27 protein-coding genes are annotated in these 25,943 nt (G+C 62.6%); 14 read left to right on the top strand and 13 right to left on the bottom strand.

All coding sequences use genetic code 11. The features are described from left to right. Positions 1-215 precede the first annotated feature (215 nt). Both ACZYHG_RS18800 and ACZYHG_RS18795 read left to right on the top strand, forming a co-directional pair. Positions 216-1,013 carry a glycoside hydrolase family 25 protein gene (locus ACZYHG_RS18800; protein WP_464609839.1) on the top strand — a complete coding sequence of 266 codons (798 nt, stop codon included), beginning with the start codon at positions 216-218 and terminating at the stop codon, positions 1,011-1,013. A gap of 126 nt (positions 1,014-1,139) precedes the next feature. After that, the gene (locus ACZYHG_RS18795) at positions 1,140-2,318 is read left to right on the top strand and encodes a lytic murein transglycosylase (RefSeq protein ID WP_464609838.1); all 1,179 of its coding nucleotides are present in this window, start codon (positions 1,140-1,142) and stop codon (positions 2,316-2,318) included. Between the two features lie 131 nt (positions 2,319-2,449). On the opposite strand, the gene ACZYHG_RS18790 is transcribed toward ACZYHG_RS18795, so the two are convergent. After that, positions 2,450-3,670, bottom strand: coding sequence for an alanine racemase (locus ACZYHG_RS18790; RefSeq protein WP_027029738.1), 1,221 nt, complete (start codon positions 3,668-3,670; stop codon positions 2,450-2,452). A 211-nt stretch (positions 3,671-3,881) separates the two neighbouring features. On the opposite strand from ACZYHG_RS18790, the gene ACZYHG_RS18785 reads away from it, so the two are divergent. Continuing rightward, a complete protein-coding gene (locus ACZYHG_RS18785) occupies positions 3,882-4,799 on the top strand; it encodes a DMT family transporter (RefSeq protein WP_464609837.1) in 918 nt (305 codons plus the stop codon). 439 nt (positions 4,800-5,238) lie between these two features. Here the strand turns inward: ACZYHG_RS18785 and metF are convergent, their stop codons facing one another. After that, positions 5,239-6,156: a methylenetetrahydrofolate reductase [NAD(P)H] gene (gene metF / locus ACZYHG_RS18780; RefSeq protein WP_464609836.1), complete on the bottom strand. Its 918-nt coding sequence runs from the start codon at positions 6,154-6,156 to the stop codon at positions 5,239-5,241. Next, entirely contained in the window at positions 6,156-7,172 is a 1,017-nt protein-coding gene (locus ACZYHG_RS18775; protein WP_464609835.1) for an ArsR/SmtB family transcription factor, read from the bottom strand. The genes metF and ACZYHG_RS18775 overlap by 1 nt, the downstream gene beginning before the upstream one ends. A 212-nt stretch (positions 7,173-7,384) precedes the next feature. Here ACZYHG_RS18775 and tsaA point away from each other — a divergent pair, with 212 nt between their 5' ends. Both tsaA and ACZYHG_RS18765 read left to right on the top strand, forming a co-directional pair. Beyond that, entirely contained in the window at positions 7,385-7,906 is a 522-nt protein-coding gene (gene tsaA, locus ACZYHG_RS18770) for a tRNA (N6-threonylcarbamoyladenosine(37)-N6)-methyltransferase TrmO (protein WP_464614732.1), read from the top strand. Then, entirely contained in the window at positions 7,903-8,217 is a 315-nt protein-coding gene (locus tag ACZYHG_RS18765) for a DUF2293 domain-containing protein (protein ID WP_464609834.1), read from the top strand. The genes tsaA and ACZYHG_RS18765 overlap by 4 nt, the downstream gene beginning before the upstream one ends. A 5-nt stretch (positions 8,218-8,222) precedes the next feature. On the opposite strand, the gene ACZYHG_RS18760 is transcribed toward ACZYHG_RS18765, so the two are convergent. After that, the gene (locus tag ACZYHG_RS18760; protein WP_464609833.1) at positions 8,223-8,732 is read right to left on the bottom strand and encodes a hypothetical protein; all 510 of its coding nucleotides are present in this window, start codon (positions 8,730-8,732) and stop codon (positions 8,223-8,225) included. Positions 8,733-8,882: 150 nt separating this feature from the next. On the opposite strand from ACZYHG_RS18760, the gene ACZYHG_RS18755 reads away from it, so the two are divergent. After that, on the top strand, positions 8,883-9,845 hold the full coding sequence (locus ACZYHG_RS18755) for a D-amino acid aminotransferase (protein WP_464609832.1): 963 nt from the start codon (positions 8,883-8,885) through the stop codon (positions 9,843-9,845). A 133-nt stretch (positions 9,846-9,978) separates the two neighbouring features. Beyond that, complete coding sequence (locus ACZYHG_RS18750; protein WP_464609831.1) at positions 9,979-10,818, top strand: SDR family oxidoreductase; 840 nt, start codon at positions 9,979-9,981, stop codon at positions 10,816-10,818. A 41-nt stretch (positions 10,819-10,859) separates the two neighbouring features. On the opposite strand, the gene ACZYHG_RS18745 is transcribed toward ACZYHG_RS18750, so the two are convergent. Together ACZYHG_RS18745 and ACZYHG_RS18740 are read right to left on the bottom strand one after the other, a co-directional pair. After that, positions 10,860-11,483 carry an MOSC domain-containing protein gene (locus ACZYHG_RS18745; RefSeq protein WP_464609830.1) on the bottom strand — a complete coding sequence of 208 codons (624 nt, stop codon included), beginning with the start codon at positions 11,481-11,483 and terminating at the stop codon, positions 10,860-10,862. A gap of 13 nt (positions 11,484-11,496) precedes the next feature. After that, positions 11,497-12,057, bottom strand: a complete 561-nt coding sequence (locus ACZYHG_RS18740) for a TetR/AcrR family transcriptional regulator (RefSeq protein ID WP_464609829.1) — start codon at positions 12,055-12,057, stop codon at positions 11,497-11,499. A 197-nt stretch (positions 12,058-12,254) separates the two neighbouring features. Here ACZYHG_RS18740 and ACZYHG_RS18735 point away from each other — a divergent pair, with 197 nt between their 5' ends. The 3 genes from ACZYHG_RS18735 to ACZYHG_RS18725 all read left to right on the top strand — a co-directional run bounded on the left by ACZYHG_RS18735 (position 12,255) and on the right by ACZYHG_RS18725 (position 13,768). Next, the gene (locus ACZYHG_RS18735; protein ID WP_464609828.1) at positions 12,255-12,677 is read left to right on the top strand and encodes a hypothetical protein; all 423 of its coding nucleotides are present in this window, start codon (positions 12,255-12,257) and stop codon (positions 12,675-12,677) included. A 19-nt stretch (positions 12,678-12,696) separates the two neighbouring features. Then, positions 12,697-13,095: a VOC family protein gene (locus tag ACZYHG_RS18730; protein ID WP_464609827.1), complete on the top strand. Its 399-nt coding sequence runs from the start codon at positions 12,697-12,699 to the stop codon at positions 13,093-13,095. A 106-nt stretch (positions 13,096-13,201) separates the two neighbouring features. Next, the gene (locus ACZYHG_RS18725; RefSeq protein WP_464609826.1) at positions 13,202-13,768 is read left to right on the top strand and encodes a methyltransferase family protein; all 567 of its coding nucleotides are present in this window, start codon (positions 13,202-13,204) and stop codon (positions 13,766-13,768) included. Between the two features lie 25 nt (positions 13,769-13,793). On the opposite strand, the gene ACZYHG_RS18720 is transcribed toward ACZYHG_RS18725, so the two are convergent. The 5 genes from ACZYHG_RS18720 to ettA all read right to left on the bottom strand — a co-directional run bounded on the left by ACZYHG_RS18720 (position 13,794) and on the right by ettA (position 18,537). Beyond that, complete coding sequence (locus ACZYHG_RS18720; protein ID WP_464614731.1) at positions 13,794-14,210, bottom strand: GFA family protein; 417 nt, start codon at positions 14,208-14,210, stop codon at positions 13,794-13,796. 184 nt (positions 14,211-14,394) lie between these two features. After that, positions 14,395-15,516 carry a beta-ketoacyl-ACP synthase III gene (locus tag ACZYHG_RS18715; RefSeq protein ID WP_464609825.1) on the bottom strand — a complete coding sequence of 374 codons (1,122 nt, stop codon included), beginning with the start codon at positions 15,514-15,516 and terminating at the stop codon, positions 14,395-14,397. Between the two features lie 105 nt (positions 15,517-15,621). After that, a complete protein-coding gene (locus tag ACZYHG_RS18710) occupies positions 15,622-15,957 on the bottom strand; it encodes a hypothetical protein (protein ID WP_027029754.1) in 336 nt (111 codons plus the stop codon). A gap of 112 nt (positions 15,958-16,069) precedes the next feature. After that, the gene (gene tam / locus ACZYHG_RS18705) at positions 16,070-16,840 is read right to left on the bottom strand and encodes a trans-aconitate 2-methyltransferase (RefSeq protein WP_464609824.1); all 771 of its coding nucleotides are present in this window, start codon (positions 16,838-16,840) and stop codon (positions 16,070-16,072) included. Positions 16,841-16,887: 47 nt separating this feature from the next. Continuing rightward, complete coding sequence (gene ettA / locus ACZYHG_RS18700) at positions 16,888-18,537, bottom strand: energy-dependent translational throttle protein EttA (RefSeq protein WP_464609823.1); 1,650 nt, start codon at positions 18,535-18,537, stop codon at positions 16,888-16,890. A gap of 257 nt (positions 18,538-18,794) precedes the next feature. On the opposite strand from ettA, the gene ACZYHG_RS18695 reads away from it, so the two are divergent. Next, a complete protein-coding gene (locus ACZYHG_RS18695; protein WP_464614730.1) occupies positions 18,795-20,081 on the top strand; it encodes a GGDEF domain-containing protein in 1,287 nt (428 codons plus the stop codon). A 113-nt stretch (positions 20,082-20,194) separates the two neighbouring features. Here ACZYHG_RS18695 and ACZYHG_RS18690 read toward each other — a convergent pair whose 3' ends face one another. Both ACZYHG_RS18690 and ACZYHG_RS18685 read right to left on the bottom strand, forming a co-directional pair. Then, positions 20,195-20,806, bottom strand: a complete 612-nt coding sequence (locus ACZYHG_RS18690; protein ID WP_464609822.1) for a hypothetical protein — start codon at positions 20,804-20,806, stop codon at positions 20,195-20,197. 83 nt (positions 20,807-20,889) lie between these two features. Further along, entirely contained in the window at positions 20,890-21,897 is a 1,008-nt protein-coding gene (locus ACZYHG_RS18685) for a ribonuclease T2 family protein (protein WP_464609821.1), read from the bottom strand. Positions 21,898-22,075: 178 nt separating this feature from the next. On the opposite strand from ACZYHG_RS18685, the gene ACZYHG_RS18680 reads away from it, so the two are divergent. The 3 genes from ACZYHG_RS18680 (at position 22,076) to ACZYHG_RS18670 (ending at position 25,928) form a co-directional block, all read left to right on the top strand. Next, the gene (locus ACZYHG_RS18680) at positions 22,076-23,005 is read left to right on the top strand and encodes an alpha/beta fold hydrolase (RefSeq protein ID WP_464609820.1); all 930 of its coding nucleotides are present in this window, start codon (positions 22,076-22,078) and stop codon (positions 23,003-23,005) included. 104 nt (positions 23,006-23,109) lie between these two features. After that, the gene (locus tag ACZYHG_RS18675) at positions 23,110-24,282 is read left to right on the top strand and encodes a CaiB/BaiF CoA transferase family protein (protein WP_464609819.1); all 1,173 of its coding nucleotides are present in this window, start codon (positions 23,110-23,112) and stop codon (positions 24,280-24,282) included. Next, positions 24,279-25,928 carry a thiamine pyrophosphate-binding protein gene (locus ACZYHG_RS18670; RefSeq protein ID WP_464609818.1) on the top strand — a complete coding sequence of 550 codons (1,650 nt, stop codon included), beginning with the start codon at positions 24,279-24,281 and terminating at the stop codon, positions 25,926-25,928. Before ACZYHG_RS18675 ends, ACZYHG_RS18670 begins: the two co-directional genes overlap by 4 nt. The last annotated feature ends 15 nt before the right edge of the window (positions 25,929-25,943 follow it).

The following is a 25,943-nucleotide window of genomic DNA, read 5'->3' as shown; positions in this document are numbered from 1 at the left end:
GTCGTTTTCGGCTCGATTTATGTCATCGATTTGCCGCCATTGCTTCCGCAAAATCGTGGCTGTTGTCGAGCGCCATCAACGGATTATCAACCATGATCGGCGATCACTAAAAATGGTATATTGAGTGATGCGTGGGGCGATCGCTCGAAGAGGCCAGATCGGCCATCAGTTCACAGACCCATCAGTGACCGGCTGATTCCGGCTTGGAAGTTGTGATGCGCCGTCTTGCGGCTCTTTTCATGCTGACGCTGCTCGGCGCCTGCTCGACCGTGGATGATCTGTCACTGTCGCCATCCGCGTCCAGCAGTCCGACAGTCGCCGTGCGCGCGCCGCGCTTTGCCGATTCCAAGCCGCATGAATGGGACAGCGGCGCGCCTTGGAACTACGCCGTCCACGGCACCGACGTGTCAAAGTACCAGACCTCGGTCGACTGGCCGACGGCCAAGGCGAGCGGCATTTCCTTTGCCTTCATCAAGGCGACGGAAGGCGGCGATCGTTTCGACGAGTATTTCAATGAGCATTGGGCACGCACGAAAGCCTCTGGCGTTCCGCGCGCGGCCTATCATTTCTTCTATTTCTGCACCCCGGCCGCCCAGCAGGCGCGCTGGTTCATCCAGAATGTCCCCGTCGACCGCTCGGCGATGCCGCCAGTGCTCGACATGGAATGGAACCCGCAATCGCCGACCTGCAGGCTGCGCCCCGACGCAGCCACGGTACGCGCGGAAATGACCACCTTCCTCGAAATCGTCGAGCGGCACTACGGCAAGAAACCGATCATCTACACATCGGTCGATTTCTTCGACGACAACGAGCTGTCGACCTTCCGCGGCTATCCCTACTGGCTGCGTTCCGTCGCCGGCCACCCGCGAGAGAAGTATGGCAGCCACCCCTTCACCTTCTGGCAATACACCGGAACCGGCATTGTTCCCGGCATGACCGGCAAGTCCGACATCAACGTCTTCAACGGCAGCGAAGCTGCCTGGAATAAGTGGCTGCGGCAGAACACCCGTTGACACCGGGCCTGCCGCCTGCTTTTCGACACAGCCAGCGGTAAAAGAGTGCAACCGCCGGTAATCCAGGGCGTTGGGCTTCCAGGCGAAGCACGGTAGATTGCCCCTGTTCGTTTCGAAAGGAAGCTGATGCGACTGCGTTCCCAAGCCCTCGCGGCGCTGTTCTTGTGCGCCACGGCCTTGCCGGCGATGGCGCAGGAATGCGGCGGCGATTTCGAAACCTGGAAACAGGGTGTGGCGGCGGAGGCCAAGGCGGCCGGCGTCGGTGCTGTCGGCCTCGATGCGCTGGAAGACGCCAAGATCGATGAAAGAGCCTTGGCGCGCGACCGCGCCCAGGGCGTCTTCACCCAGACCTTTGTCGAATTCTCCAACCGCATGATCTCGGCCTACCGGCTGAAGCAAGGCGCGGCGAACATGAAGAAATACGCCGAAATCTTCGCCCGTGCCGACCAGCAGTTCGGCGTTCAGGCGCCGGTCATTACCGCCTTCTGGGCGCTGGAAACCGATTTCGGCGCCGTGCAGGGCGATTTCCACACGCTGAGCGCGCTGGTGACGCTGTCGCATGATTGCCGCCGCCCGCAGCTGTTCCGCCAGCAGCTGGTGCCGCTTCTGGAGCTGATCGACCATGGCGTGCTGCCGGCCGACGTCCAGGGCGCCTGGGCCGGTGAGATCGGCCAGACGCAGATCCTCCCTTCCGACTATTTGGCCCGCGGCGTCGACGGTGACGGCGACGGCAAGATCGACCTGCGCAAAAGCGTGCCGGACGTGATCATGACCACGGCCAACAAGGTGCTGTCGCGCGGCTGGAAGCGCGACGAACCCTGGATCCAGGAAGTGCGCGTGCCAGACCAGATGCCCTGGGACCAGACCGGGCGCACCAACAAACTGCCGCTGACACAGTGGGCGCAATGGGGTGTCACCAATCCCGACGGCTCGCCGCTGGTCGACAAGGGCCTCACGGCTGGCCTGGCGCTGCCCATGGGCCGCAAGGGGCCGGCCTTCCTTACCTATGAGAATTTCGACGTCTATCTCGAATGGAACCAGTCCTTCACCTACGCGCTGACCGCGGCCAACCTCGCCGCACGGCTCGCCGGCGCACCGCCGCTTGATCCGCGCAACCCCGAGCCCGGCCTCAACAACGACCAGATGAAGGCGCTGCAAACCAAGCTGGAAGCCCGCGGCTACGATGTCGGCACGGTCGACGGCATTCTGGGCACCAACACCCGCGAAGCCATCCGCAAGGAGCAGATGCGGCTGGGATTGCCCGTGGATGGCTGGCCAACGACGGAGCTGTTGGGGAAATTGTAGGCGGTAGGGCAGTAAGGCAGTAGGGCAGTAGGGCAGTAGGGCAACGAGCCCGAAATCAGTGACTGACGCCACCCCTATTCCCTTACTGCCTTACTGCCTTACTGCCTTACTGCCTTACTGCCCTATTCCCCTCAGTCCGCCATTGTCTCCAGACTGGCAAACCCCTGCGGCGCATCGCCCTCGTCGAAGGGTGTCGTCACCTCGACGAAGGTGTCGGGGTAAAAGCCGTTGAAGCGGGTCCGCAGCGACAGCGAATAGGCGCCGATATGGCCGATCTCGATCCAGTCGCCGGTGTCGACGGTTTCCGGCAGCCAGAATGGCCGGGACAGGATGTCGACGGAATCGCAGGTCGCGCCACAGACCTTGAACGGCACAATCTTGTTCTCATCGCCATTGCGGGTCCTGATCGCGGGATCCGGAATGAAACGCGCCGGCAGCGTGATCTTGCCGGTCCATGAATCCGACAGCGATGCCCAGATGCCGTCATTGATGTAGAGCCGCTTGCCCTTGCGCAGCAGCACCCGCACGATCAGCGACAGGCAGCGCGCCACGATCACCCTGCCCGGCTCGGCCACCAACGGCATCTGGTCGAACTGGTATTCCTTGAGGTCACCGGAAAGCCGCGACATGATCTGGCCGAGCGACGGCATCTCGACCTGCTTGCGGTTCGGATCATTGCCGTACTCGGCCGGAAAGCCGCCACCCACGTCGAGCCCGGCAATGTCGAAGGTCAGCCGGTTGCGCACCCAGTCGGCCGAGGCCAGTGCCCGCTCATAGGTGTCGGGATCCTCGATCTGGCTGCCGACGTGGAAACACAGGCCAACCTTGTAGCCGGTGCGGTTCAGCCGCTCCGCCAATTCCACGGCATAGGCAGGCCCGGCGCCGAATTTCTTCGACAGCTCGTATGCCGCATGGCCCTTGGTCTGCACCCGCACGAACACGCTGATCGTGCCCGGGTCGATGTCCAGCGCCCGCACTACCCGCGTCACCTTGGTGATCTCATCCTCATGGTCGAGCGAAATGACGCGGATGCCGTATTTTTCCAGCGCCAGCTTGATATCAGACTGCGCCTTGACGGGATGCATGTAGAGCATCTCGGCATCGGGCGAGACCGCGCGCACGGCGGCGAACTCGCCAGGCGAAGCCACGTCGAAGGCGGTGACGCCGGCCTCGACCAAGGCCTTCAGCACGATCGGCTCGCCATTGGTCTTGACCGCATAGGCGGTCTTGCCGGGAAACATGCCCATGAACTGCCTGGCATCGGCCTTCAGCACCTGCGGGCGGAAGCAATAGACCGGATCGTCCGGACGAAGCGCCAGTGCCGCCTCGCGGGCATTCTCGAATCGCTGCATTGACGAATCCTCGACCTCGGCTGCGCACAATTAATCCAAGCTAGCGGCTAATGAAAACAATTCTGTGTCTCGCAGTGCTGACGCAGCGGCGATAGGTCTCTGGCAGCATTGTTTGCCAGCGATCATGTTTCGGGTGGCCCTTGTCGCCAGACCCGGTATGCCGTGTGTCTGACCGGCTGACATTCAGCGCGTCTTGGGGAGGACGATTCGCATGGCAGTGGCTGCGACATCAACACCACGCGGACCGATGACGCTCACCGACTGGGGGCAATTGCTGCTGCTTGGCGCGATCTGGGGCGGCTCGTTCTTCTTCGCCCGCATCGCGGTGGCGGAACTTCATCCGCTGGTGCTGGTGCTGTTTCGCGTCGGCATCGCTGCAATCGCGCTGCAGATCTATCTCGGCCTGCGCGGCCCGTCCTTCCGCCTCGCCCTGCCGCATGCCGGCCTGTTCTTCCTGCTGGCGCTCGCCAACAACGTCGTGCCGTTCTCGCTGATCTTTGCCGGCCAGACGGAGCTTGGCGCCGGCGTCGCCTCGGTGCTCAATGCGACAACGCCATTCTGGACGCTGATCCTCGCCAATGCGCTGACATCGGACGAAAAGCTGTCCTGGAACAAGCTCGCCGGCATCGGGCTCGGCGTCGCCGGCACAGCTGTCATGATCGGTCCCGGCCTGCTTGCCGGGCTTGGCGGACCGGTCTGGGCCAAATTCGCGCTGATCGGCGCCTCCCTGTCCTATGGCATTGCGCTGATGATCGCCCGCCGCTTCAAGGGCGTGCCCTCGCCGGTCCTCGCCACCGGACAAATGACCGCCTCGACCATCATCATGATCCCGATCGTGCTCTTCGTGCATGGTCCGGCCGGCCTGTTCTCCGCCTCGCCGCCGGTCTGGGCGGCGGTGCTGGCGCTGGCGCTGCTGTCGACCGCCTTTGCCTACATCCTCTATTTCAACCTCGTCGCCTCGGCCGGTGTCACCAACGCTTCGCTGGTCACGCTGATCGTGCCGGCCAGCGCCCTTCTGCTCGGCTTCCTGTTCCTGGGCGAGCGGCTGGAACTGTTCGAGATCGGCGGCGTGGTGCTGATCGCGCTCGGTCTTCTCACGATCGACGGACGTATCCTTGGAAGTCGGTAGCCTGAACCAGGTGGCGCGAAAGTCGAAGTCGACTTTCGCTGTGGTAGCGCTGCCATGACACGATACCGACACCGTCCCGCCATATTTTATTCACAGGTCTGAAGCCGGTTTTTGCCGAGAAGTTTCAACGGCTAACGTCAAAACCTGGGTCGCAAATTTCACAATCACGTCGCAATGCAGCACATTTTCCGCTTGCCTGTGGCACAAATGAACCTAGACTCCTAGGCATAGCTCTTTAAGAGGAGGCTATGTCATGGGACTTACGAGGCCTATCAACGCATTGATGATTTGTGCTGCGTTCGCCTTCATCGGGGCCCTTATTATGGGCTTTCTTCCCTGAACCCGCCAAGACGGGGAAGACCAGCAGCAAAATAGTCTAACCAATTCAAAAGGCCGGGTTTTTACCCGGCCTTTTTGCATTTCAGAGGCCTTTCCGGACCTATGCAGCGGCAGAGCCCGCCACTTCCGTCTCGTGCGAGCGGATACCGATCATGTGGCAGACGGCGAAGACGAGGTCGGCGCGGTTCATCGTGTAGAAGTGGAAATCCCCCACCCCGCGCTCGACCAGGTCGAGAACCTGTTCGGCGGCCACCGCGGACGCCACAAGCGCATGCGTCTGTGGATCGTTCTGCAGGCCGTCGAACCGCTCGGCCAGCCATGCCGGCACCAGCGCGCCGCAGCGTGCCGAGAAATTCGCGACCTGGGTGATATTGTGTACCGGCAAAATGCCGGGAACGATCGGGATGTAGATGCCGGCGCGGCGCGCGCGCTCGACATAGCGCTCGTAGAGATCATTGTCGAAGAAGAACTGGGTGATCGCCCGCGTCGCGCCATTGTCGACCTTGCGCTTCAGCATGTCGATATCGGTGGCAAAGTCCGGGCTTTCCGGATGCTTCTCGGGATAGGCCGAGACTGAAATGTCGAAATCGCCGGCCTCCTTCAGTGCGCCGACCAACTCGGCACCATTGGCGTAGCCGTCCGCATGTGGGCGATAGGCGGTTCCCACACCGGCGGCCGGGTCGCCGCGCAAGGCGACAAAGCGCTTCACGCCCATGTCGGCGAATTCCTTGATCACCGCGTCGACTTGATGACGCGCGGCGTCGACGCAGGTCATGTGCGCCGCAGGCGTCAGGCTGGTCTCCTTGAGGATGCGGTTGATTGTGCGCGCGGTGCGCTCACGCGTCGAGCCGCCGGCGCCATAGGTCACCGAGACGAATTTCGGCTTCAGCGGCTCCAGCCGCGTGACCGTGTCCCACAGCCTTGCCTCCATCTCGTCATTCTTGGGCGGGAAGAATTCGAAGGAAACCTTGACCTTGTCGCCAATGTCGGGCCGGCGGGAAAAGCGGAACTGGTTCATCAGGCGATTTCCCCTATCGAGTTCACTTTGGTCTGCTCATTGGCGGGATCGGCGATCAGCAGGCGCCGGTCACGGCCAAGCCACAGTTTTACCGTGAGCCTGGCCTCATTGCCGCCGCGCGGTTCGAACTCCTGGGCATCCTCGAGATCGAGGCCGGCTTCAGTGAACCACTCGCCGATCTGCCGGTCGGAAAAGCCGAGCCGCATATGCGCATGCTCATCACGCAGGAATTCCAGCGTATGCGGCGCGAAATCGACGATGACCAGCCGGCCCGCCGGGCGCAACAGTCGCGCCGCCTCGTGGATGGCGCGGGACGGATCGTCGAGATAGTGCAGCACCTGGTGGATGGTGACGAGATCGAAGGCATCGCGCTCGACAGGCGGCGAGAAGATATCGCCCTGCCGCACCTGCGCGTTCGAAATGCCGGCCTTGTCGAGATTGGCGCGCGCCACGGTCAGCATCTCGCGCGACATGTCGATGCCGACGCCGCGCCGGTAGAGCGGCGAGAAGATTTCGAGCAGGCGGCCCGTCCCGGTGCCGAGATCGAGCATCGACTGGAATGGCCGCTTGCCGACCAGCTTCAGCATCGCGGCTTCGACGGCGCGATCCGGCACGTGCAGGGAGCGGATATGATCCCAACTTGCCGCGTTCACGGAAAAATACTCCGTCGCCCGGTCCTGCCGCTTTCGCTTGACCGAAGCCAGCCGCTCGAGGTCGCGCTCGACCTGCGGATCGGCGCCGCGAATGCTGGAAACCAGCCCTATGACGAAATCGCGCGCCGAATCGGTATCCGACAGGCGGAAGAACGCCCATGACCCTTCCTGGTAGCGGCCGATCAGCCCGGCCTCGAGCAAAAGCTTCAGGTGCCGCGAGACACGCGGCTGCGACTGGCCGAGAATTTCGGTAAGATCGGAAACGGTGAGGTCGCCGCGCGACAACAGTGCCAATATGCGCAAGCGGCTGGATTCGGCCGCAGCCTTCAGCGTTTCCACCATGGTGTCGAGCGAGACATGCATCAGCGTATTCTCATTTCAGCGCATTCACTTTGAAAAAGATATAAACATATGTTTATGTCGATTTTCAAAACCTTGCAAGCGCTATGTCGCTCCCGGACAAGAAAATGCCGCATGCGTGATTTCCCGCTGCATATCGCCCAAAAATGTGTAGTGGGGTTGGGACAATGACAGGCACCAAGCTAGAGATGGCTGGAATCACCGAGCCCCGCGAAATGTTCGAGGCGCGCGAAGGCGAGCAGAGGCTGGACCAGGATCCGGCAGCAATGCCGGCGGACGGAAGCATCGTCTTCATCGGCCGCATTGCCTCGCCTTGGGTGACGCGCGAAAGCTGCCCGAAAAACATGCGCGCGGCCCGCGAGACCGGGCAACCGGCGGTGCTGACCATCGACCCGCCTTATCGCAGCGGTCTGCAAGGCCTGGAGCGCGCCAGCCACGTCATCATCCTGTCCTGGCTGCACCACGCGCCGCGGAATCTCATTGTGCAGAAACCCCGCCATGCGGCTGAGGCAAAAGGCGTATTCGGCCTGCGCTCCCCTGCCCGGCCGAACCCGGTCGGCCTGCATGTGGCCAGGCTCGTCGGATTGGACATCGCCACCGGACGCATCGATCTCGATGCCATCGACGTGCTTGACGGCACGCCGGTCATCGACATCAAGCCTTATTTCGCCTCGACCGATGCTTTTGCCGAGGCGACCATCGAAGGGCGCGATGAGCCCAACCGGGTCCTGCCATGACGGCGCCGACCGGCCGCCGCCGCGCCATCGCCAAGGCACTGACAGCCCTGCTGCCGCTGGCGCCTTACGCCGACATGGAGAAGATCCGTGCGGACGCCGGCGCCGTGCATATGAAGACCTTGCCGCCGGGCATTGCCGTCTGGCTGGCCGCCATTGCCCATATCCGCCACATGCACACTGATTACGAAAAACTGCTGGCCGAGGGCTATGACCGCGACTCCGCCCGCTTCTTCGTTATCGAGCAGACCAACATCGTGCTAACCCGCTGGCGTGCGACACGCCTGCTCGACGCCGACGATGAAGAGGAATGAACAGTCTACTGCCGCGTCAGCACGGCGATCGCATTATAGGGCTGCCCATCGGCCTGGCCGACCCATGTCCAGGACAGATTCCCCTTGAAGAACCTGACAGTGATGTCGCCGCCATCGATGCATTTGTCCTGGCCGTAGGTGATGCTCTCATGGAATTGCGCCGACGTCTCATCCCTCGACGTCTGCGACAGCGAGCCGCCGCAGCCAAGTGAGGGATAGTCGATCGACGAGCTGCCATCCCCAATCGTCATGGCGATCGACCAGTCGGCGCCGGCATCACCCGCCGGGCTCTGGTGGCCGCTGCCGACCCAGGTGCCGGTCAGCGTCTGCGCCGGCGCATTCACCGCGCAAGGCACATTCTGGAAGATCGGCGTCAGTTCGCTGCCGGTCTTTTCGCAGCGATAGGTCTGGCCCTTCTGGCAAAGTTCGTCGCCCTCTTTCGTGCATTGCGCGCCGGCTTCGCCGGCAGCCGCAAAGATCATGACGGTTGCCACGACAGCCCCAAGCCTGCCCATATCCCCCTCCTCTTCCGAGTGGCCGGATTATAAGGCAACTCCAATCCAATGTATCAGCAGTTCGTTCTGGAGGACGAACGGCGTCGAGAAGGTGGCTCTATGCCCTCCGTCCTGGGCCGATAGGCTGCTGATCCGCGACAGGAGGCTTCGATGGACCAGACGACGGTAACACAGACTTCAAAGCCGCTGCCCGCGGTGAGCGACCACCATCTCGACCTGCATTCCTATCCCGACGGCATAGCCTTCCTCGACGGCCAGTACCTGCCGATGTCGCAAGCCAAGGTGTCGGTGCTGGATTGGGGTTTTCTGCATTCCGATGCCACCTACGACACCGTGCATGTTTGGAACGGCCGCTTCTTCCGGCTCGATCTGCATCTCGACCGCTTCTTCGGCGGTCTTGAAAAGCTGCGCATGACAATTCCCTTCGACAGGGATGGCGTGGCTGAAATCCTGCACAATTGTGTCGCGCTGTCGGGACATCGCGGCGCCTATGTCGAAATGCTGTGCACGCGCGGCGCTTCGCCGACCTTCAGCCGCGACCCGCGCCAGGCGATCAACCGCTTCATGGCGTTTGCCGTGCCGTTCGGCTCGGTCGCCAATGCAGAACAATTGCAGCGCGGCCTGCACGTGGCCATCAGCGACAAGATGCGTATCCCGCCGGCCTCGATCGATCCGGCGATCAAGAACTACCACTGGCTCGACCTGGTGCGCGGCCTCTACGATGCCTATGACCGCGGCGCCGAGACGGCGCTCATTCTCGACTTCAACGGCAATGTCGCCGAAGGTCCTGGCTTCAACGTCTTCTGCGTAAAGGACGGCAAACTGTCGACGCCGGCCATCGGCGTGCTGCCCGGCATCACAAGACGCACCGTCTTCGATCTCTGTGGCGAGGAAGGGCTCATCGCAAAGGCGGCCGATGTCAGCGTCGCCGCGCTCAAGGCGGCCGACGAGGTCTTCATCACCTCGACCGCCGGCGGCATCATGCCGGTGACTGAGATCGATGGCGCGGCGATCGCCGAAGGCAAGGTCGGGCCGATCACCGGCCGGCTGATGGCGCTCTATTGGCAAAAGCATGATCACCCGGCGTGGTCGAGCCAGGTGAATTACCCCTGATCAGAGGACGGCTTGTTCAAAAAGATTTCCCCTCGCCTCTGGAAAATCACGTGACAGGCCGTATATGCCCGGAAGCGGAGAAGCCTCCGCTTTCACCCGAAAATCACGCCCGCAGGGGCAAGGATTCCACATCATGACATCAAAGGTTTGGTTCATCACCGGATCGTCGAAGGGTTTTGGCCGCGTCTGGGCCGAAGCCGCATTGGCGCGTGGCGACCGCGTTGCCGCGACCGCCCGTGACGCCGGCACGCTCGCCGATCTCGTCGAAAAATATGGCGACAACATCGCCGCGATAAAGCTCGACGTGAACGACAAGAAGGCCGTCGACGCCGCTGTCGCTGAAGCCCACAAACGCTTTGGCCGCCTCGACGTCGTCATCAACAATGCCGGCTACGGCCATTTCGGCGCCATCGAGGAAGTCAGCGAACAGGAAGCCCGCGACCAGATCGAAACCAATGTGTTCGGCGCGCTGTGGGTCACGCAGGCCGCTCTGCCGATCATGCGGGCGCAGCGCTCAGGCCACATCATCCAGATCTCCTCGATCGGCGGTGTCAACGCCTTTGCCTCGCTCGGCCTCTACCACGCCTCGAAATGGGCGCTGGAAGCCTTCAGCCAGTCGCTCAGCATCGAGGTCGCGGAATTCGGCATCCATGTCACGCTGGTCGAGCCGGGCGGCTTCTCCACCGACTGGTCCGGCGCCTCCGCCAAGGTCTCGAAGCCGATCGAGGCCTATGCGCCTGCCCGCGCCAAGATGGCCGAGCGCCGCGCCAATTCGGTCGCCGGCGATCCAGAAGCCACCGGTCCGGCGATGCTGGCCATCGTCGACGCGGCCGAGCCGCCGCTGCGGGTGTTCTTCGGCGATGGCGGCCTGCCGATGATTCGCCAGGAATACGCCAACCGCCTCGCCACCTGGGACAAATGGGACCACGTGTCCGTCATGGCGCAAGGCGCGAAGAAGAACCGCAAGGACTGAGCCCCGGCGCTGATGCTACGCCGCCCAGTGTGCGGCGTAGCTCACCCCTGGGTTTGATAAATCCACTGCTCCGGCACCCGCGCCGAAATCTCTTCGCCGGCCCTGATCGTTCCGGGTTTCTCTACCCAGGCGACGAGACCGCGCAGCCGTTTTGCGACTTTGGGAAAGAGCAGCGCGCCGGCTTCAATGTCGGCCATTCCGGCATTCTCAGCGATCGATCGCCCGGCGAGACGGCATGGTCCGTTCTGTGCGTCGACCTTGAGGGTTACCCCGTCCTTGAAGAACAGCAGCGTGCCGGCGGGCAGCATCGACAGATGCGGCACGCCTTCGATCACCAGATTGGCGCCGATCCATTCTGGCTTGATCTCAGCCAGTCCCATCCGCTCGGCGACGATGGCCAGTTCATCGATTGCCACGATCGAAAGCTGCCGCTCATTGCGCATTTCGGTGCCGCGTGGATACCAGGGCTCGCGCCCGCCCGAGCGGCGCGTCGGCCCGGCATGGAAGTCTCCCGAAATGCCGTCGAAGTCGAGCCGCAATTCTTCCACCGGTCTTGTCTGGAAATGATCCGCTGCCGCGAGATAGAGCGCTGCGGCGCGAGCGGAAAGCTTCTTGGCCGGGATGATTTCAACCGGCTTCTCGGCCTCGGGGAAGAGATCCAGCATGAGGTTCTTTCCTTCAATCACGCGCCCCGGTTTGCCCTTCGGCCGGCAAGGCCGCAAGGGCGGTTTGGGCCAAAATACGCAACTCTTCGACCGAGGCGCCGTCCCGCGCCTGGATCGACATGCCGTTCATGACGCCGGCCAGGTATTTGGCGAAGCCTTCGACCGAGAGGTTTTCGGGGAGATCGCCCGCCGCCCTGCCCTTGGCCAACCGCTCCGCGATCGCCGCTTCACTCGCCTTGCGATAGGCCTTGAGCTCATCGGCAATGGCTTGCGCCTGCGGTGATGCTGCCAGCGCACCGCTGACGAACAGGCAGCCGCCGGGCTTACCGGGTCTGGAATAGGCCTCCGCGGCGCCCATCAGCAACCGCCGGATTGCCTCCCGCGTCGATACCGGCGCGCCCAGCGCGTCCAGGGCAAAGCCGATCTCCGTCTCGTGGTAGCGCGTCAGCGCCTTGCGAAACAAAGTCTCCTTGTCGGTGAAGGCGTTGTAGATCTGCGGCGGCGTCAGTCCCATCGCCTCGCGCAGCATGGCCAGCGACGTCGCCTCATAGCCATGCTCCCAGAACAGGTGCATCGCCGCATCCAGCGCCTGGTCGGGGTCGAACGCACGGGGACGACCCCCCCTTGGCTTTTCCAAATTATCCATAGTGATCGATACGAAACCTGTTGACTCGCTCGTTTCGCATAACGTAACAATTGATACGAAATATGACAAGCCGGAAGACAATCGGGCCGGCAAGGCCATGCAACCCAAGGACAAGGAGCCCCCACATGCCAATCACTGTGACCGCGCCGGAAGGCGTACTGACCCCGACCGGAGAGCGTGAGATCCTGCCGCGCCTGAGTGCCGCCCTCATCGAAGCCTCCGGCGCGTCAGGCAATTCCTTTTTCACCGCGATCGTCGGCGGCACGGTCCATGTCCTGCCGTCCCGACACATCTATGCCGGCGGCGCCAATCGGCCTGTCGTCATGGTCGAGTTGAAATTGCCCAATATCGGCCTTGGCTCGGTCGAAGCCCGCAACGCCTTCATCACCAATGCCGCCGGAATTGTCGCCGAACTCTGCGTGCCCGGGCACAAGCCTGAAAACACCTGGATCAACATCGTCAACGCGCCCGATGGCGGCTGGGGCATCGGCGACAGGCAATATACCGGCGACGCGCTGATCGCTGCCGCCACCGCCGCCGCGCACTGATCTGATAGGGAAAGATAGAATGCGGCTCTCCCCTTCGCTATTCTTCACCACCAACTGCGAGCCGGCACTGGCCTTCTACGAACAGTGCGGCCTTGGCCGGGGAACGATCCTGCTGCGCTGGGGCGACAACAACATGCCGGTGAGAACCGAAGCCATGCGCGGAAAAATCCTGCATGCGCGTTTCGAGGGTCCGGGCGTGCTGTTCCACGCCTCCGACAATGACGATGCGGAGCCCATGAAAGGCTCAGCCATGATGCTGGAATTCGACGAGCTGGCTGCGATGCGGGAGCTTTTCGCCCGTATGGGCGTGGGAGGCAGGATCACCGTGCCTCTTGCGCAGAAATATTGGGGAAGCAGCTTCGGCATGCTGGTCGACGCCTTCGGCGTGCAGTGGATGTTCAACTGCTCGAGCGAATGAGATCACGATCTTCTTACCGAAACAGCAGACGGTTCCGGATACCGCCGCATTGCTGCCGTGCTGCACCAGCTTCATGGTGTTGTCCAGACAGTCGGCGGAGGTTCTCATGCGACCGGTGACGGCAATCACGCTGCTTTGGTTGATCTGGGCGGTGAGCTGGGCCGCCGCCGCTTTGTGGGCCGACCCGGCCCAGAAGCGCGCCGGTTTCAAAGCGGAGGCTCGCTATCGAATTCTGTGGCTGGTCGGCGCGGCGCTGTTGTTCATTCCCGCGCACGGCTATGAGGGCCGGCTAAGACTGTGGATGCCTGATCTCGCGGAAGCCTGGATCTGCGTCGCCCTGATTGCCGTCGGTATTGCCTTCGCCTGGTGGGCGCGCCTGCATCTCGGCAGGCTCTGGTCGGGCACGGTCACCGCCAAGGCCGACCACCATGTCATCGACACCGGTCCTTACGGCCTTGTCCGCCACCCGATCTACACCGGACTGCTACTCGCCATCCTCGCCACCATGGCGGCCAAGGGCACGGTATGGGGCATTGCGGGCACCGTGCTGCTCATCATCGGCATCGTCGTCAAGGCAAGGCTCGAGGAGAGCTTCCTGCGTGGCGAACTCGGCAGCACCTACGACGATTATGCCGGGCGAGTGCCGATGCTGGTCCCCTTCACGCCGGCCTGACCGGCAAGAGATGGCGAACGCCAGCTCAGCTCGATTTCCCCGCCACGCTGCTTTGCCAAAAATGGTCGGCAGCACCGTCGATCTGAACCCAATCATGTTTCGACTGCTCGAAAATCGACCTGACGGGAGGTAGGTATTTCGGGTCTGCCAGGGCGCCGACCGCGACGCCGATCATCGACGGCAGCCTGTCAGCCTTCCAATAGACCGTCGAGCCACAGTTTGGGCAAAAGTAGCTGTGGACCTTGCCACCGCTTGCCGCATCGCGGGTGAATTCTTTCGGCGTTCCGGAAATGGCAACGGCGTCGGCCGCATAGAAGGAGCCGACGCCGAAGGGAGCGCCGGTTCTGCGCTGGCACTCAAGGCAATGACAGGCCACGACCAGTCTTGAAGGTCCAGGCAGCGTCAGCGTGAGAGCGCCGCAACTGCATCGGGCATCGATCATCGGAAAACCTCCTTTGTGAAACGGATCGCGCTGGTTCAAGCTGAAATACCCCCGACACAGGCTGTGCGAGGGTCAGGTCAGGCTGAACGGGAGTGGAAAGACGGGCGCGAAGCGGTTGGGCTGGACGGATTTCGAAAGTCCGGGTGGCCTTTTCAGGCCGGCATCGCCTGAATATCAGCACACGTCAAAGCATGCGGATGAGCGCGCCACCTATCGAATACCCCGCGCCGAAGGCGCAGATCAAGCCGAAATCACCGGGCTTCATGTCGGCGTGGTTCTCCGACAGCGCAACGATAGCGCCGGCGCCCGCCGTGTTGCCGAGCCGTTCCAGCACCATTGGCGCACGATCGTGATCGACATCGTGGCCGAAGGACAGTTTAAGGATCATAGCATTCATGCGCGCATTTGCCTGGTGCAGCCAGAAGCGCCGGACCGCCTGCGGCGTCAGACCGTGCTCGGCCAGGAATTCGACGATGAATTTTTGCCCGGCAACGGTGACTTCCTTGAACACCTTGTTGCCGACCTGCTTGATGAGATTGCCTTCCAGGTTGATCATGTAGGGATCATCCTGGGCGGTGCGGGTGTGATAGCCCAGATTGGTGCGGATGTTGTTCGACATCTGCGTCCAGATGCGCGTGTCCAGCACCTCGAAACGCCCAGGCCGTTTGTCGCCCTGGGCAAGGCCTTCCACCACCATCGACACCGAGGCGTCGCCGAAGATGAAATGTGTCTGGCGGTCGCGGAAATTGAGATGGCCGGTGATGATTTCCGGCGTGGTCACCAAGATGCGCTTGTGCGCGCCCGACCGCACCAGATTGACCGCCATATGCAGGGCAGCCGCCGCGGACGAACAGCCAAGCCCCATGTCAAAGCCGGCGCCCGTCGTGCCCAGCGCCTCCTGCATTTCGATGGCGATCGCCGGATAGGGCCGCTGGTGGTGCGAGGCCGAGCAGATGATCAGGTCGATCTGCGACGGTTTTAGGCCCGCATGGTCGAGCGCCTTCCTGGCCGAAGCGACGCCGAACTCGGCCTCCAGCGACAGCGCATCGTCGGGCCGCGCCGGAATGCGCGGCGTCATGCGGGTCGGGTCGAGAATGCCTTCGCGCTCGATGACATGACGGGATTTTACACCCGAGGCATGGACGATGAAGTCAGCGTCGGACTTCTGCAGGAGCGGCTCGCCGGTGCCCTGGCGCCGCGCATTCTCCGTGTCGACCCAGCTGTTAAAACTCTCGACCAGCTCTTCATTGGTGATGACAGGTTCAGGAATTTCAGCGCCGATGCCGCTGATGATGACGCGATGCATGTTTCAGTCTGTCCATCCGCGGGCGTTGCGGCTTCATGTGGGCGCCGAAACGCTTCGGCGCAACACTTTTCTCATCGCGCCGGTTTACACCAGCTTAAGCCGAGTTCACCAGGCGCACAGCTTGGTGTTGGTCTGCGGGTTGTTCCAGCAGGCGCCGTCGTCGCGGCTGCGCACATACTGTCCCGGCAACGGGACGTTGCGGCGGCCAAGATTGACATAGCCATAGGCAAAGCCCGGCCCGTCGATCTCCAGCACATAGGTCGGATAACCCGGCGCCGAGATTCGGAAACTGCCGGCATCGTCGATCGCGCGATAGCTGCACGCGAAATAGCCGTCATCCGTGGTGAAGCAGCGCGCCCGCTTGGCCTCGGCTGAAACCGAGAACGCCAGAAGTGCAGCCGCGCAGACGCCGCCGCCGTAAAGCAATCTTTTCAAAGTCATCATTACCCCCCTGCCCACGCGGACCGCCATGACCCGCGTGAGGAGTTGGCCATGGCCGCGAAACCGGGTCAAGCGGCCGCAGCCCGGCCGAGGTGAGTTGGATAATTCTTTCCTAGCCGGCCCGCTTGGCGACAATGAAAATTCGCGGGAAACGCAGCAGCACCTTGCCATTGGCGGTCTTCGGATAGGCCTTGGCGATCTTGGCTGTGTAGCTGTCGAGGAACATCTTGCGCTCCTCCGCATCGAGCGGATCAAGGAACGGCTTCAGCCCCGTCGACTTCACCCATTCGACGATCGCCTCGGCATTGGCCAGCGGATGATTGTAGGCCGTATGCCAGATATCGAGCCGGTCGGAGAGTGGCGATAGCAGGTCATAGTAGAACGACACCGGCGGCAACGGACCGCGCGCGGCACCTTCCATCTTTGCGGCGAACGGCATTTCGGCCGCGGTCTCGCGCATCACCTTATGCGAAGGCTCAAGCAGATTGTCAGGCATCTGGACGGCCAGCGCGCCTCCGGGCGCCAGAAAACCCATTAGCCGCTGGAAGACAGCCGGATGTGTGGGCAGCCACTGGAACACCGCATTGGCGAAGATCACATTGACCGGCTCGGCCGGCTGCCATGTCGACGCATCCGCGAGGTCGAAGCTGACATTGGGCAGCCGCGCCCTCGCCTTTTCGATCATGTCGGGAGAGCTGTCGAAGCCGCTTACCTGCGCATCCGGCCAGCGCTCGACCAGCAGCTCGGTCGAATTGCCCGGCCCGCAGCCGATGTCGACGACCCGGCGCGGAAAGTCGACTGGCACTTGCGCGACGAGGTCACGCGCGGGCCGCGTGCGCTCATCCTCGAATTTCAGATATTGGGCGGCGGACCAATCAGCCATGTGAGCTCCTCATATCACCTTGAGAATTCGCCGCCCCGGCTTGTCCCTTACCGCGTCAGCCTCTTGTAGGTCATGCGATGCGGGTTGACGGCTTCGGGGCCGAGCCGGCGGATCTTGTCCTGCTCGTAGTCCTCGAAATTGCCCTCGAACCATTCGACATGGCTGTCGCCTTCGAAGGCGAGGATGTGCGTCGCCAGGCGATCGAGGAACATGCGATCGTGCGAGATGATGACGGCGCAGCCACCGAAATTTTCCAGCGCGTCTTCGAGTGCTGCCAGCGTTTCCGTATCCAGATCGTTGGTCGGTTCGTCGAGCAGCAGCACATTGCCGCCGGTCTTCAGCATCTTGGCGAGATGCACGCGATTGCGCTGGCCACCGGAGAGATTGCCGACCTTCTGCTGCTGGTCGCCACCACGGAAGTTGAACGATGCGCAGTAGGCCCGCGTGTTGGCCTCGAACTTGCCGAGCTTGACCACTTCGGCGCCGCCCGAGATTTCTTCCCACACGGTCTTTGACGGATCGAGTGCGTCGCGGCTCTGGTCGACATAGCCGAGCTTGACCGTTTCGCCGATGCGCACAGAACCGGCATCCGGCTTTTCCTGGCCGGTGATCATGCGAAACAGCGTCGTCTTGCCGGCGCCGTTCGGGCCGATGACACCGACAATGCCGCCCGGCGGCAGCTTGAATTCCAGTCCGTCGATCAGCAGCGTGTCGCCAAAGCCCTTCGACAGGCCTTCCGCCTCGATCACCACATTGCCGAGCCGCTCACCATGCGGGATGACGATCTGCGTATCGCTCGGACGCCGCTTGTCGGCTGCATCCAAAAGATCCTGGAAGGCCTGGATACGCGCCTTGGACTTGGTCTGCCGGGCCTTCGGGCTCGACTGGATCCACTCGCGCTCGCGGCCGATGGCGCGCTGGCGGGCATCGTCCTCGCGGCCTTCCTGCTTGAGCCGCTTGGCCTTGGCTTCGAGATATTTGGTGTAGTTGCCCTCATAAGGAATGCCGCGGCCGCGATCGAGTTCGAGGATCCAGCCCGTGACATTGTCGAGGAAGTAGCGATCGTGGGTGATGATCATCACCGCGCCCGGATAGGCGCGCAGATGCTTTTCCAGCCACGCCGTGGTTTCGGCGTCGAGATGGTTGGTCGGTTCGTCGAGCAGCAGAAGGTCAGGCTGGCGCAGCAGCAACTGGCAAAGTGCGACGCGGCGGCGCTCACCGCCCGACAGCTTGGTGACTTCCGAATCCTTGGGCGGGCAGCCCAGCGCTTCCATCGCCATCTCGACCTGCTGTTCGAGGTCCCACAGGTTCAGCCGGTCCATCTCGTCCTGGAGCTTGGCCGACTCGTCGGCCGTCTCGTCGGAATAGTTCATCATCAATTCGTTGTAGCGTTCGATGATGGCGGTCTTGGCGGCGACGCCTTCCATGATGTTTTCGAACACGGTTTTTTCGGGGTCGAGCGCCGGCTCCTGCGCCAGGTAGCCGACGGTGGCGCCTTCGGCCAGCCACGCCTCGCCGCTCCACTCCTTGTCGAGCCCGGCCATGATCTTGAGGATCGTCGACTTGCCCGAGCCGTTGGGGCCGAGGATGCCGATCTTGGCGTCGGGGTAGAAGGACAGATGAACGTTTTCGAGCACCTTCTTGGTGCCATAGGCCTTGTTGAGGCCGGCCATGTGATAGATGAACTGGCGTGCCACGCGCGCTTTTCCCTGAAAAATGACTGGATTTGTCGGATTGAATGGAGGTTGGCCGCTATGTAGGCGATGCGGGGCCGAACGGCAATCGCTTTTGCCGCTTCAGTTCGGGCACACGGGGAAGTGTTTGCTGAACAGCGAAGTTTTCCACCGGTCCCAAGGCGCGCTGAAATCTCTGGTTAACCCTTGCGCGTCAAAACAGGATCGGGGTGAAATCGCTGGATTATCGCGATTTCGAGCGAGAGATCGGATCGACGGCAGTGCTGAACAGTTTCCTGCTCCTTGCCGAAGCGGTCGTCTACTTCAGTGTCATGGTGACGCTTTTCCGGTTCCGCAAGCGCATTGGTCTCGGCGTCTTCATCTGCGCGCTCGGCGCGATGCACTTCCTGGAAACCTATCTCGCCAGCGTCTTCTATGTCGCCCTGCCGTTCGGCCTGGTCTCGCCCGGCTCGGCCGTGCTGTTTTCCGGCAAGCTGGTGATGTTGCTCCTGCTCTACATCAAGGAAGACGCCGCCACCGTGCGCCAGCCGATCTATGGCCTGCTGCTCGGCAATGCGCTGATGATCGGTCTGGGGCTGCTCTTGCGCATGCATGCCATCGCGCCCCTGCCCGACGGCAAGATGCCCGACATCGGCTTCATCGACGAGATGGGCTGGCTGATGGTGTGGGGCACGACGCTGCTGTTCATCGACGCCATCCTGGTCATCCTGCTCTATGAAAAGCTTGGCCGGCATCTGCGCCAGGCGCAGTTCACGCGCATCCTGATTTGCGTCGCCTGCGTGCTCACCTTCGACCAGGCGGGCTTCTTCACCGCGCTGCATTTCGTCGCCGGCGCGCCTATCGCCGTCTTCTTCGGCGGCTGGTTCGCCAAGATGGTGGCGGCGCTGACCTTCAGCGCCATGCTTGTCGCCTATCTCAGATGGTTCGAGGCCCGCGACGTCCCGCTGCCGCGCGGCCTGACCGACATTTTCGAGACCCTGACCTATCGCGAGCGCTACGAAGCGCTGATCGAGCATGTCGGCCGCGACGGCCTGACCGGCCTTTTGCATCGCGGCCGCTTCGACGCCGACGGTGAGGCAGCCGTCGAGGTCAGCCTGCGCACCGCCAGGCCGCTCAGCCTGCTGATCATCGATGTCGACCATTTCAAGTCGATCAACGACCGCTTCGGCCATGCCGAGGGCGACAAGGTGCTGAAAGCTGTTGCGGCCTTGCTTAGGGAAGTGGCGAGCGCCGAGGATCAGGTGTTCCGGATCGGCGGCGAGGAATTCGCCATCCTCAGTTCGCGCCCGCATTCGGTGGCCAGGCTGTTTGGCGAAAGCATCCGCTACGCGGTCAAGGCATCGACCGTCACCAGCCGCTTCGAGCTGACCGTCAGCGCCGGCGTCTCAACCGTCAGCGAAACGACAACCTGCCTTGGCGACCTGTTCGCGCTGGCCGACCAGCGCCTCTACAAGGCGAAATCGACAGGACGCGACCGGATCGTCGGCGAGCCGGGCAGCCATGAGCCCGACACGGCGATCGCGTGGACCAAGTCTGCGCAGTTCTAGAGCAATTCCAGGAAAAGTGTGAGCGGTTTTCCGTCCAGAATTGCGTCAAAACAAAGAGTTAAAGAGTTGGAGTGGTTCACCGTTTCCATGAAACGGTGAACCACTCCAACTCTCTAGGATTTTCTCTGCCGCGCAACGCCGGTCAGCGTCGAGACCGCCATCAGCACGATTGCCACCCATTTCAGCGCGGTGATGATCGGTCCGGCCTGGATGTCGTAGGCGATGAACAGCAGGATGCCCGGCACCAGCAGGCCGCACATGATCAGCATGATGCGGTTGATCTGCCAGGACACTTTTGAGGCCAGCGCCTGGTCGCCCGCTGCAGGCACCAGTGCCTCGCGTACCTTCTTGCCACCCACCAGCATGGCGGAGAGACGCATCGAGATCGGCAGGCCGAGGCCGATGATGAGAAAGGCGCAGGCTGCCAGCAGCATGGAGAATTTCAGGGCGCTGGTTTGCGCCGGTATGGGAAACAACAGCGTCGCCAGCGGCAGGAAGACGCCAAAAATGCCGATCGCCGCGATGGCGATGAAGATCACCGCATTGACGACGGTGAAGAACTGATAGGTGACGGCATCGATCGGCTCCGACAGCGTTCGCATCCGCGCCCACTCGGCGTCATTGTAGGAAAAACCCGGCCATTCCATGCGGGCATTGTTGATCGCCACCATGCCCTTGGCCCAGAAAGCCAACCGCGCCAGCGCGCTGCCCGTCAAACCATCCATTGCCCGCCCCCGCTGAATGATGTTCGATCCAGCATAACACCGCTCGACGACCGAGCGACAGCCCGCCGGCCAACCTTCAAGATTTATTGAAAACCGATCGCATCGACGGTCCCGGTCGGGCAGCCGGCCTTGTTGGTCGGCACCGAAGCCAGCAGCAGATCCTTGAGCGAGCTGCCCGGACCGATCGGGCCGGCAAGGCCGAGCGTCAATTCGCCGATCAGCCGCCTGCCGCTCGACGGGTCGATGACGCAGGAGACGCGCACGCGGTCCCCTGCTCCAGCGCCGAAGGCCTGGTCGAAGGCGCCTCGAATCTGGTCGGCCGTCAGCTTGCCGCCAATGTTCTTGGCGAAGAGATCGCGCACCGGCGAGCCGTTGACCTGCCGCATCAGGCCGAGCGCGTCGGAAAAATACTCCTGCTGGCTCTTGCCGTAGCAGGTGCCGTGCTTGATCCATTCATGCCTCTCGAGCTGGGAAGCCGTGCCCGGCATCACCTGATCGAGCTCCTTGCGGGTCCCTGCGTCCAGATTGACCGGCGGCAGGTCATTCCAGTGGGCCGGATTGTCATTGGCTTTGTCGCTTGCCGGCACCTGGCAATAGAAATTGCCGTTCGGCTGCGGCCACAGGCCGTGCAAGGTGAAATTGGTGGCATCGAACTCGTTCGGGCTCTGCGCCCTGCATTCGGTCTTGTTGGACTTGGTCTCGCAGAAAGCCGGCTGCCAGCTCAGCGCGAAGACATATTCAGGTTTGCCCGACGCAGCCGGCTTGCCTTGCCCGGCCGGCGCTGCTGGGGGCGTCGCTGCACTGCTGCCCGAGAGATGGCCGCAGCTGACCTTCACCCAGCGGCGCTCGGGATCAGCACCTGGCACCAGGATGAGGTAATGCGTCGGCGTGTCCTTGTTGCCGGCCAGCAGCTGATAACTCTGCCCGGCGTCGGTCGAGACATTGCCAGGGTTCTTGCCGTTCTTGATGGCTTGCGTTGCCGGACAGGCAGCATCGGAAACGAAGGTTCCGCTCAGCTTGACCTCGGCATGCGCGGCATCGGCAAGCGATGCCGCCAACATGGCCAATCCGAAAACAACAGCAATACGCATGAGCAAATCCCCGGCTGAAGAAAGTGGGTGACAGAGTGAAGCTGTCTCCATGTCAGAATTGCGATACTTTTCCGACCAAACGCAAGAAACATCGTTGCGCAAAAAGCAGGCAAAGCGGATTGACGCAAAATCGGCAGCAGCGCAAACCACATCAGAACAAGGGGGAGATCAAGCGGCCATGCCTTTCAGCCAGCAGCGCACGGTCCGCTCACCGACCGGCGCCGACCTCAATCTCTTCGTCAAACAGGCCGATGGCCAGCCACGCGCCGTCGTCCAGATCAACCATGGACTGGCCGAGCACGCCGCGCGCTATGCCCGCTTTGCCGATTTCCTGGCCACGCGTGGTTTTCACGTCTATGTCCACGACCATCGCGGCCACGGCGCGACCAAGGCGCCCGACGCGCCACTCGGCAAGTTCGCCGACAAGGATGGCCCGGCCAAGGTGATCGCCGACGTCGACGCCATCCACGATCTCATCGCCACCGAACAACCGGGCCTGCCGGTTATCCTCTTTGGCCATTCGATGGGCGCGTCCGTGGCGCTGAACTACCTTTTGAGCCATTCGCCACGTGTCCATGCCGCCGCGATATGGAACGGCAATTTTTCTCAAGGCCTGCTTGGACAGGTGGCGCTCGGCATCCTCGCCTGGGAACGGATGCGATTGGGCTCCGATGTCCCGTCGCGCCTGTTGCCGAAACTCACCTTCCAGGCCTGGGGCAAGGCCGTGCCCAACCACCGCACGCTGTTCGACTGGCTGTCGCGCGACGAGGCCGAGGTGGCGAAATACATCGCCGATCCGCTGTGCGGCTGGGATGCCTCTGTCTCGATGTGGCGCGACGTGGTCTCGATGGCGCTCAACGGCGGCAAGGATGCCGGCTTCGCCGGCGTCCGGCGCGATCTTCCTGTCGCCATCGTCGGCGGTGAGAAAGACCCGGCGTCCGACTACGGCAAGGGCATCACCCACCTCGCCAATCGCATGCGCAAGATGGGTTTTTCGAATCTCGTTTCAAAGGTTTATGCCGAGACCCGCCACGAAAGCCTGAACGAGGTGAACCGTGACATCATCATGAATGATTTCGCCGCCTGGGCCGACGGCGTGCTGAAGTAACGACCCGTATCTATTGCAAACCGGCCCTTTGGCCCATCGCAAGGGCCGTGACAGCGGCACGAGGTGTTGATAGAGGCTGCGGTTCCGACCAATTCTGGTGATTTATGGCCGAACCTCCCCTGAAAGGCGTCCGCGTCGTCGAACTCGCCCGCATCCTTGCCGGGCCTTGGGCCGGGCAATTGCTTGCTGATCTCGGCGCCGATGTCATCAAGGTCGAGAGCCCCGATGGCGGCGACGACACGCGCAAATGGGGCCCGCCCTTCGTCATGAGCCATGACGGCGAAAACCTGTCGGCTGCCTATTACCATTCCTGCAACCGCGGCAAACGCTCCATCGCCATCGATTTTTCGATGCCGGAGGGTGCGGAAACCATCCGCCGGCTGGTCGCCACATCCGATGTGCTGATCGAGAACTTCAAGCTCGGCGGGCTGAAGAAATATGGGCTCGACTACGAGAGCCTGCGCCAGATCAACCCGCGTCTCGTCTACTGCTCGATCACCGGTTTCGGCCAGGACGGTCCTTACGCGCCACGTGCCGGTTACGACTTCATCATCCAGGCCATGGCCGGCATGATGTCGATCACGGGCGAGGTCGGCCGCGAACCGCAAAAGGCTGGCGTCGCCATCTCCGACATCTTCACCGGCCTCTATTCCGTCATCGCCATCCAGGCAGCCCTTCGCCATGCCGACCAGACCGGCGAAGGCCAGCATATCGACATGGCGCTCTTCGACACGCAAATCTCGGCGCTCGGCAACCAGAACCTCAACTATCTGGTCTCCGGCAAGTCACCGGTACAGATGGGCAATGCGCATATGAACATCGCCCCTTACGAAGTGGTGCCGGTCCGGGACGGCCACCTCATTCTGGCGGTCGGCAATGACGGCCAGTTTGCCAAATTCTGCGCTGCCGTCGGGCTGGATGAGCTGTCGACCAATCCCGACTTTGCCACCAACCCTGCCCGGGTCGCCAACCGGGCCAAGCTGCGCGAGCGCATGATCGAGGCGCTGAAGACGTGGGATCGCGACCCGCTGCTGGCAAAGCTCGAAGCGGCAAGCGTGCCGGCGAGCCCGATCAACACGATCGGCCAGATGTTCGCCGACCCGCAGACGATCGCGCGCGGCATGCGGCTCGACCTCGACGACGGCCATGGCAATCTTCTGCCTTCGGTGCGCGCGCCGATGGTCATGTCGGGCACACCGCTCGTCTATGAACGCCCCTCGCCACGCCTTGGCGAACACACCGAAGAAATCCTTGCCGAACTGGAGAGAGCAAAATGAAGACCGGCGGACAACTGATCGTCGACGCGCTCGAAGCCAACGGCACCGACCGCATCTTTTGCGTGCCCGGCGAATCCTACCTCGCGGTGCTTGACGCGCTGCATGACTCGCCGATCCGCACCATCGTCTGCCGCCAGGAAGGCGGTGCGGCGATGATGGCCGACTGCCAGGGTCGGCTGACCGGCAAGCCCGGCATCTGCTTCGTCACCCGCGGCCCCGGCGCCACCAATGCGTCGGCCGGCATCCACATCGCCATGCAGGATGCGATCCCGCTCATCCTGTTCATCGGCCAGGTCGCCAGCCACGCCAAGGAGCGCGAAGCGTTCCAGGAAGTTGATTACGTCAGGTTCTTTGGCGACATCGCCAAATGGGTGGTCGAAATCGACGACGCCTCGCGCATCCCCGAATTCGTCACCCGCGCCTTCGCCGTGGCGACATCCGGCCGCCCCGGCCCGGTTGTCATCTCGCTGCCCGAAGACATGCTGACAAGCATTGTCGAAGCGCCGGCTGCCTTGCCACACACGCCGGTCGAGACATATCCCGGCGAGGCCGAACTTGACGCGCTGGAAAAGCTGCTCAACGGCGCGAAACGCCCCTTTGTCATCCTCGGCGGCACGCGCTGGGACGAGCAAGCGGTGGCTCGGATGCGCGCCATATCCGAAACGTGGTCGCTTCCCGTCGGCTGCTCCTTCCGCCGCCAGATGCTGTTCGATCATCTTCATGCGAACTATGCCGGCGACGTCGGCATCGGCATCAACCCGAAGCTGGCGGCACGGATCAAGGCGGCTGACGTCGTGCTGCTGATCGGCGGCCGCATGGGCGAGATGCCCTCATCCGACTACACGCTGCTGAAGAGCCCCTACCCCGACCAGACGCTGGTCCATGTCCACGCCGACGCCGGCGAGCTCGGCCGCGTCTACCGGCCGACACTGGCGATCAACGCCTCGCCCTCGGCCTTCGTCGAGGCTTTTGCCAAGCGCAAGCCGGCTGGCCCACCGTCCTGGGCAGATGAGACAGCGAAAGCACACGCCTCCTATCTCGAATGGTCGACGCCGCCCGAGACCGGGCCTGGCGCCGTCCAGATGGGGCCGATCATGAACTATCTGGAAAAGGTGCTGCCAGACGACGCTATCCTCACCAATGGTGCGGGCAACTACGCCACCTGGGTGCATCGCTTCCACCGCTCCCGCCGCTTCGCCACGCAGGCAGCGCCGACCTCCGGCTCGATGGGCTACGGCACGCCGGCAGCGGTCGCAGCCAAGGCGCTTTATCCGGATCGCACCGTGGTCGCCTTTGCCGGCGACGGCTGCTTCCTGATGAACGGCCAGGAGTTCGCCACCGCCGTCCAGTACGACCTGCCGATCATCGTCATCGTCGTCAACAACGGCATTTACGGCACCATCCGCATGCATCAGGAGCGTGAATATCCCGGCCGCGTCGTCGCTACGGACCTCAGGAATCCCGATTTCGCGTCGCTGGCCCGCGCCTATGGCGGCCATGGCGAAACGGTGGAAAAGACAGCCGACTTCGCCCCGGCCTTCGAGCGGGCCCGCGCCAGCGGCAAGCCGGCGATCGTCGAAATCAGGCTCGATCCGGAAGCGATCACGCCGACCCGGACGATGACCCAAATCCGCGACAAGGCCTGACGAAAAAAGGGGCGG

It is taken from the genome of Mesorhizobium subarcticum (genome assembly GCF_055456085.1).
This window is presented reverse-complemented; position numbering and strand designations above follow the sequence as displayed.

What these genes read in the sequence shown, in the direction of transcription:
- ACZYHG_RS18685 (WP_464609821.1), bottom strand. Translation starts at nt 21,897, where the DNA reads ATGCGTATTGCTGTTGTTTTCGGATTGGCCATGTTGGCGGCATCGCTT.
- ACZYHG_RS18755 (WP_464609832.1), top strand. Translation starts at nt 8,883, where the DNA reads ATGGACCAGACGACGGTAACACAGACTTCAAAGCCGCTGCCCGCGGTG.
- ACZYHG_RS18735 (WP_464609828.1), top strand. Translation starts at nt 12,255, where the DNA reads ATGCCAATCACTGTGACCGCGCCGGAAGGCGTACTGACCCCGACCGGA.
- tsaA (WP_464614732.1), top strand. Translation starts at nt 7,385, where the DNA reads ATGTTCGAGGCGCGCGAAGGCGAGCAGAGGCTGGACCAGGATCCGGCA.
- ACZYHG_RS18775 (WP_464609835.1), bottom strand. Translation starts at nt 7,172, where the DNA reads ATGCATGTCTCGCTCGACACCATGGTGGAAACGCTGAAGGCTGCGGCC.
- ACZYHG_RS18720 (WP_464614731.1), bottom strand. Translation starts at nt 14,210, where the DNA reads ATGATCGATGCCCGATGCAGTTGCGGCGCTCTCACGCTGACGCTGCCT.
- ACZYHG_RS18760 (WP_464609833.1), bottom strand. Translation starts at nt 8,732, where the DNA reads ATGGGCAGGCTTGGGGCTGTCGTGGCAACCGTCATGATCTTTGCGGCT.
- ACZYHG_RS18710 (WP_027029754.1), bottom strand. Translation starts at nt 15,957, where the DNA reads ATGACTTTGAAAAGATTGCTTTACGGCGGCGGCGTCTGCGCGGCTGCA.
- metF (WP_464609836.1), bottom strand. Translation starts at nt 6,156, where the DNA reads ATGAACCAGTTCCGCTTTTCCCGCCGGCCCGACATTGGCGACAAGGTC.
- ACZYHG_RS18690 (WP_464609822.1), bottom strand. Translation starts at nt 20,806, where the DNA reads ATGGATGGTTTGACGGGCAGCGCGCTGGCGCGGTTGGCTTTCTGGGCC.
- ACZYHG_RS18675 (WP_464609819.1), top strand. Translation starts at nt 23,110, where the DNA reads ATGGCCGAACCTCCCCTGAAAGGCGTCCGCGTCGTCGAACTCGCCCGC.
- ACZYHG_RS18715 (WP_464609825.1), bottom strand. Translation starts at nt 15,516, where the DNA reads ATGCATCGCGTCATCATCAGCGGCATCGGCGCTGAAATTCCTGAACCT.
- ACZYHG_RS18765 (WP_464609834.1), top strand. Translation starts at nt 7,903, where the DNA reads ATGACGGCGCCGACCGGCCGCCGCCGCGCCATCGCCAAGGCACTGACA.
- ACZYHG_RS18790 (WP_027029738.1), bottom strand. Translation starts at nt 3,670, where the DNA reads ATGCAGCGATTCGAGAATGCCCGCGAGGCGGCACTGGCGCTTCGTCCG.
- tam (WP_464609824.1), bottom strand. Translation starts at nt 16,840, where the DNA reads ATGGCTGATTGGTCCGCCGCCCAATATCTGAAATTCGAGGATGAGCGC.
- ACZYHG_RS18800 (WP_464609839.1), top strand. Translation starts at nt 216, where the DNA reads ATGCGCCGTCTTGCGGCTCTTTTCATGCTGACGCTGCTCGGCGCCTGC.
- ACZYHG_RS18795 (WP_464609838.1), top strand. Translation starts at nt 1,140, where the DNA reads ATGCGACTGCGTTCCCAAGCCCTCGCGGCGCTGTTCTTGTGCGCCACG.
- ACZYHG_RS18750 (WP_464609831.1), top strand. Translation starts at nt 9,979, where the DNA reads ATGACATCAAAGGTTTGGTTCATCACCGGATCGTCGAAGGGTTTTGGC.
- ACZYHG_RS18785 (WP_464609837.1), top strand. Translation starts at nt 3,882, where the DNA reads ATGGCAGTGGCTGCGACATCAACACCACGCGGACCGATGACGCTCACC.
- ACZYHG_RS18740 (WP_464609829.1), bottom strand. Translation starts at nt 12,057, where the DNA reads ATGCACCTGTTCTGGGAGCATGGCTATGAGGCGACGTCGCTGGCCATG.
- ACZYHG_RS18745 (WP_464609830.1), bottom strand. Translation starts at nt 11,483, where the DNA reads ATGCTGGATCTCTTCCCCGAGGCCGAGAAGCCGGTTGAAATCATCCCG.
- ACZYHG_RS18730 (WP_464609827.1), top strand. Translation starts at nt 12,697, where the DNA reads ATGCGGCTCTCCCCTTCGCTATTCTTCACCACCAACTGCGAGCCGGCA.
- ACZYHG_RS18680 (WP_464609820.1), top strand. Translation starts at nt 22,076, where the DNA reads ATGCCTTTCAGCCAGCAGCGCACGGTCCGCTCACCGACCGGCGCCGAC.
- ACZYHG_RS18670 (WP_464609818.1), top strand. Translation starts at nt 24,279, where the DNA reads ATGAAGACCGGCGGACAACTGATCGTCGACGCGCTCGAAGCCAACGGC.
- ACZYHG_RS18725 (WP_464609826.1), top strand. Translation starts at nt 13,202, where the DNA reads ATGCGACCGGTGACGGCAATCACGCTGCTTTGGTTGATCTGGGCGGTG.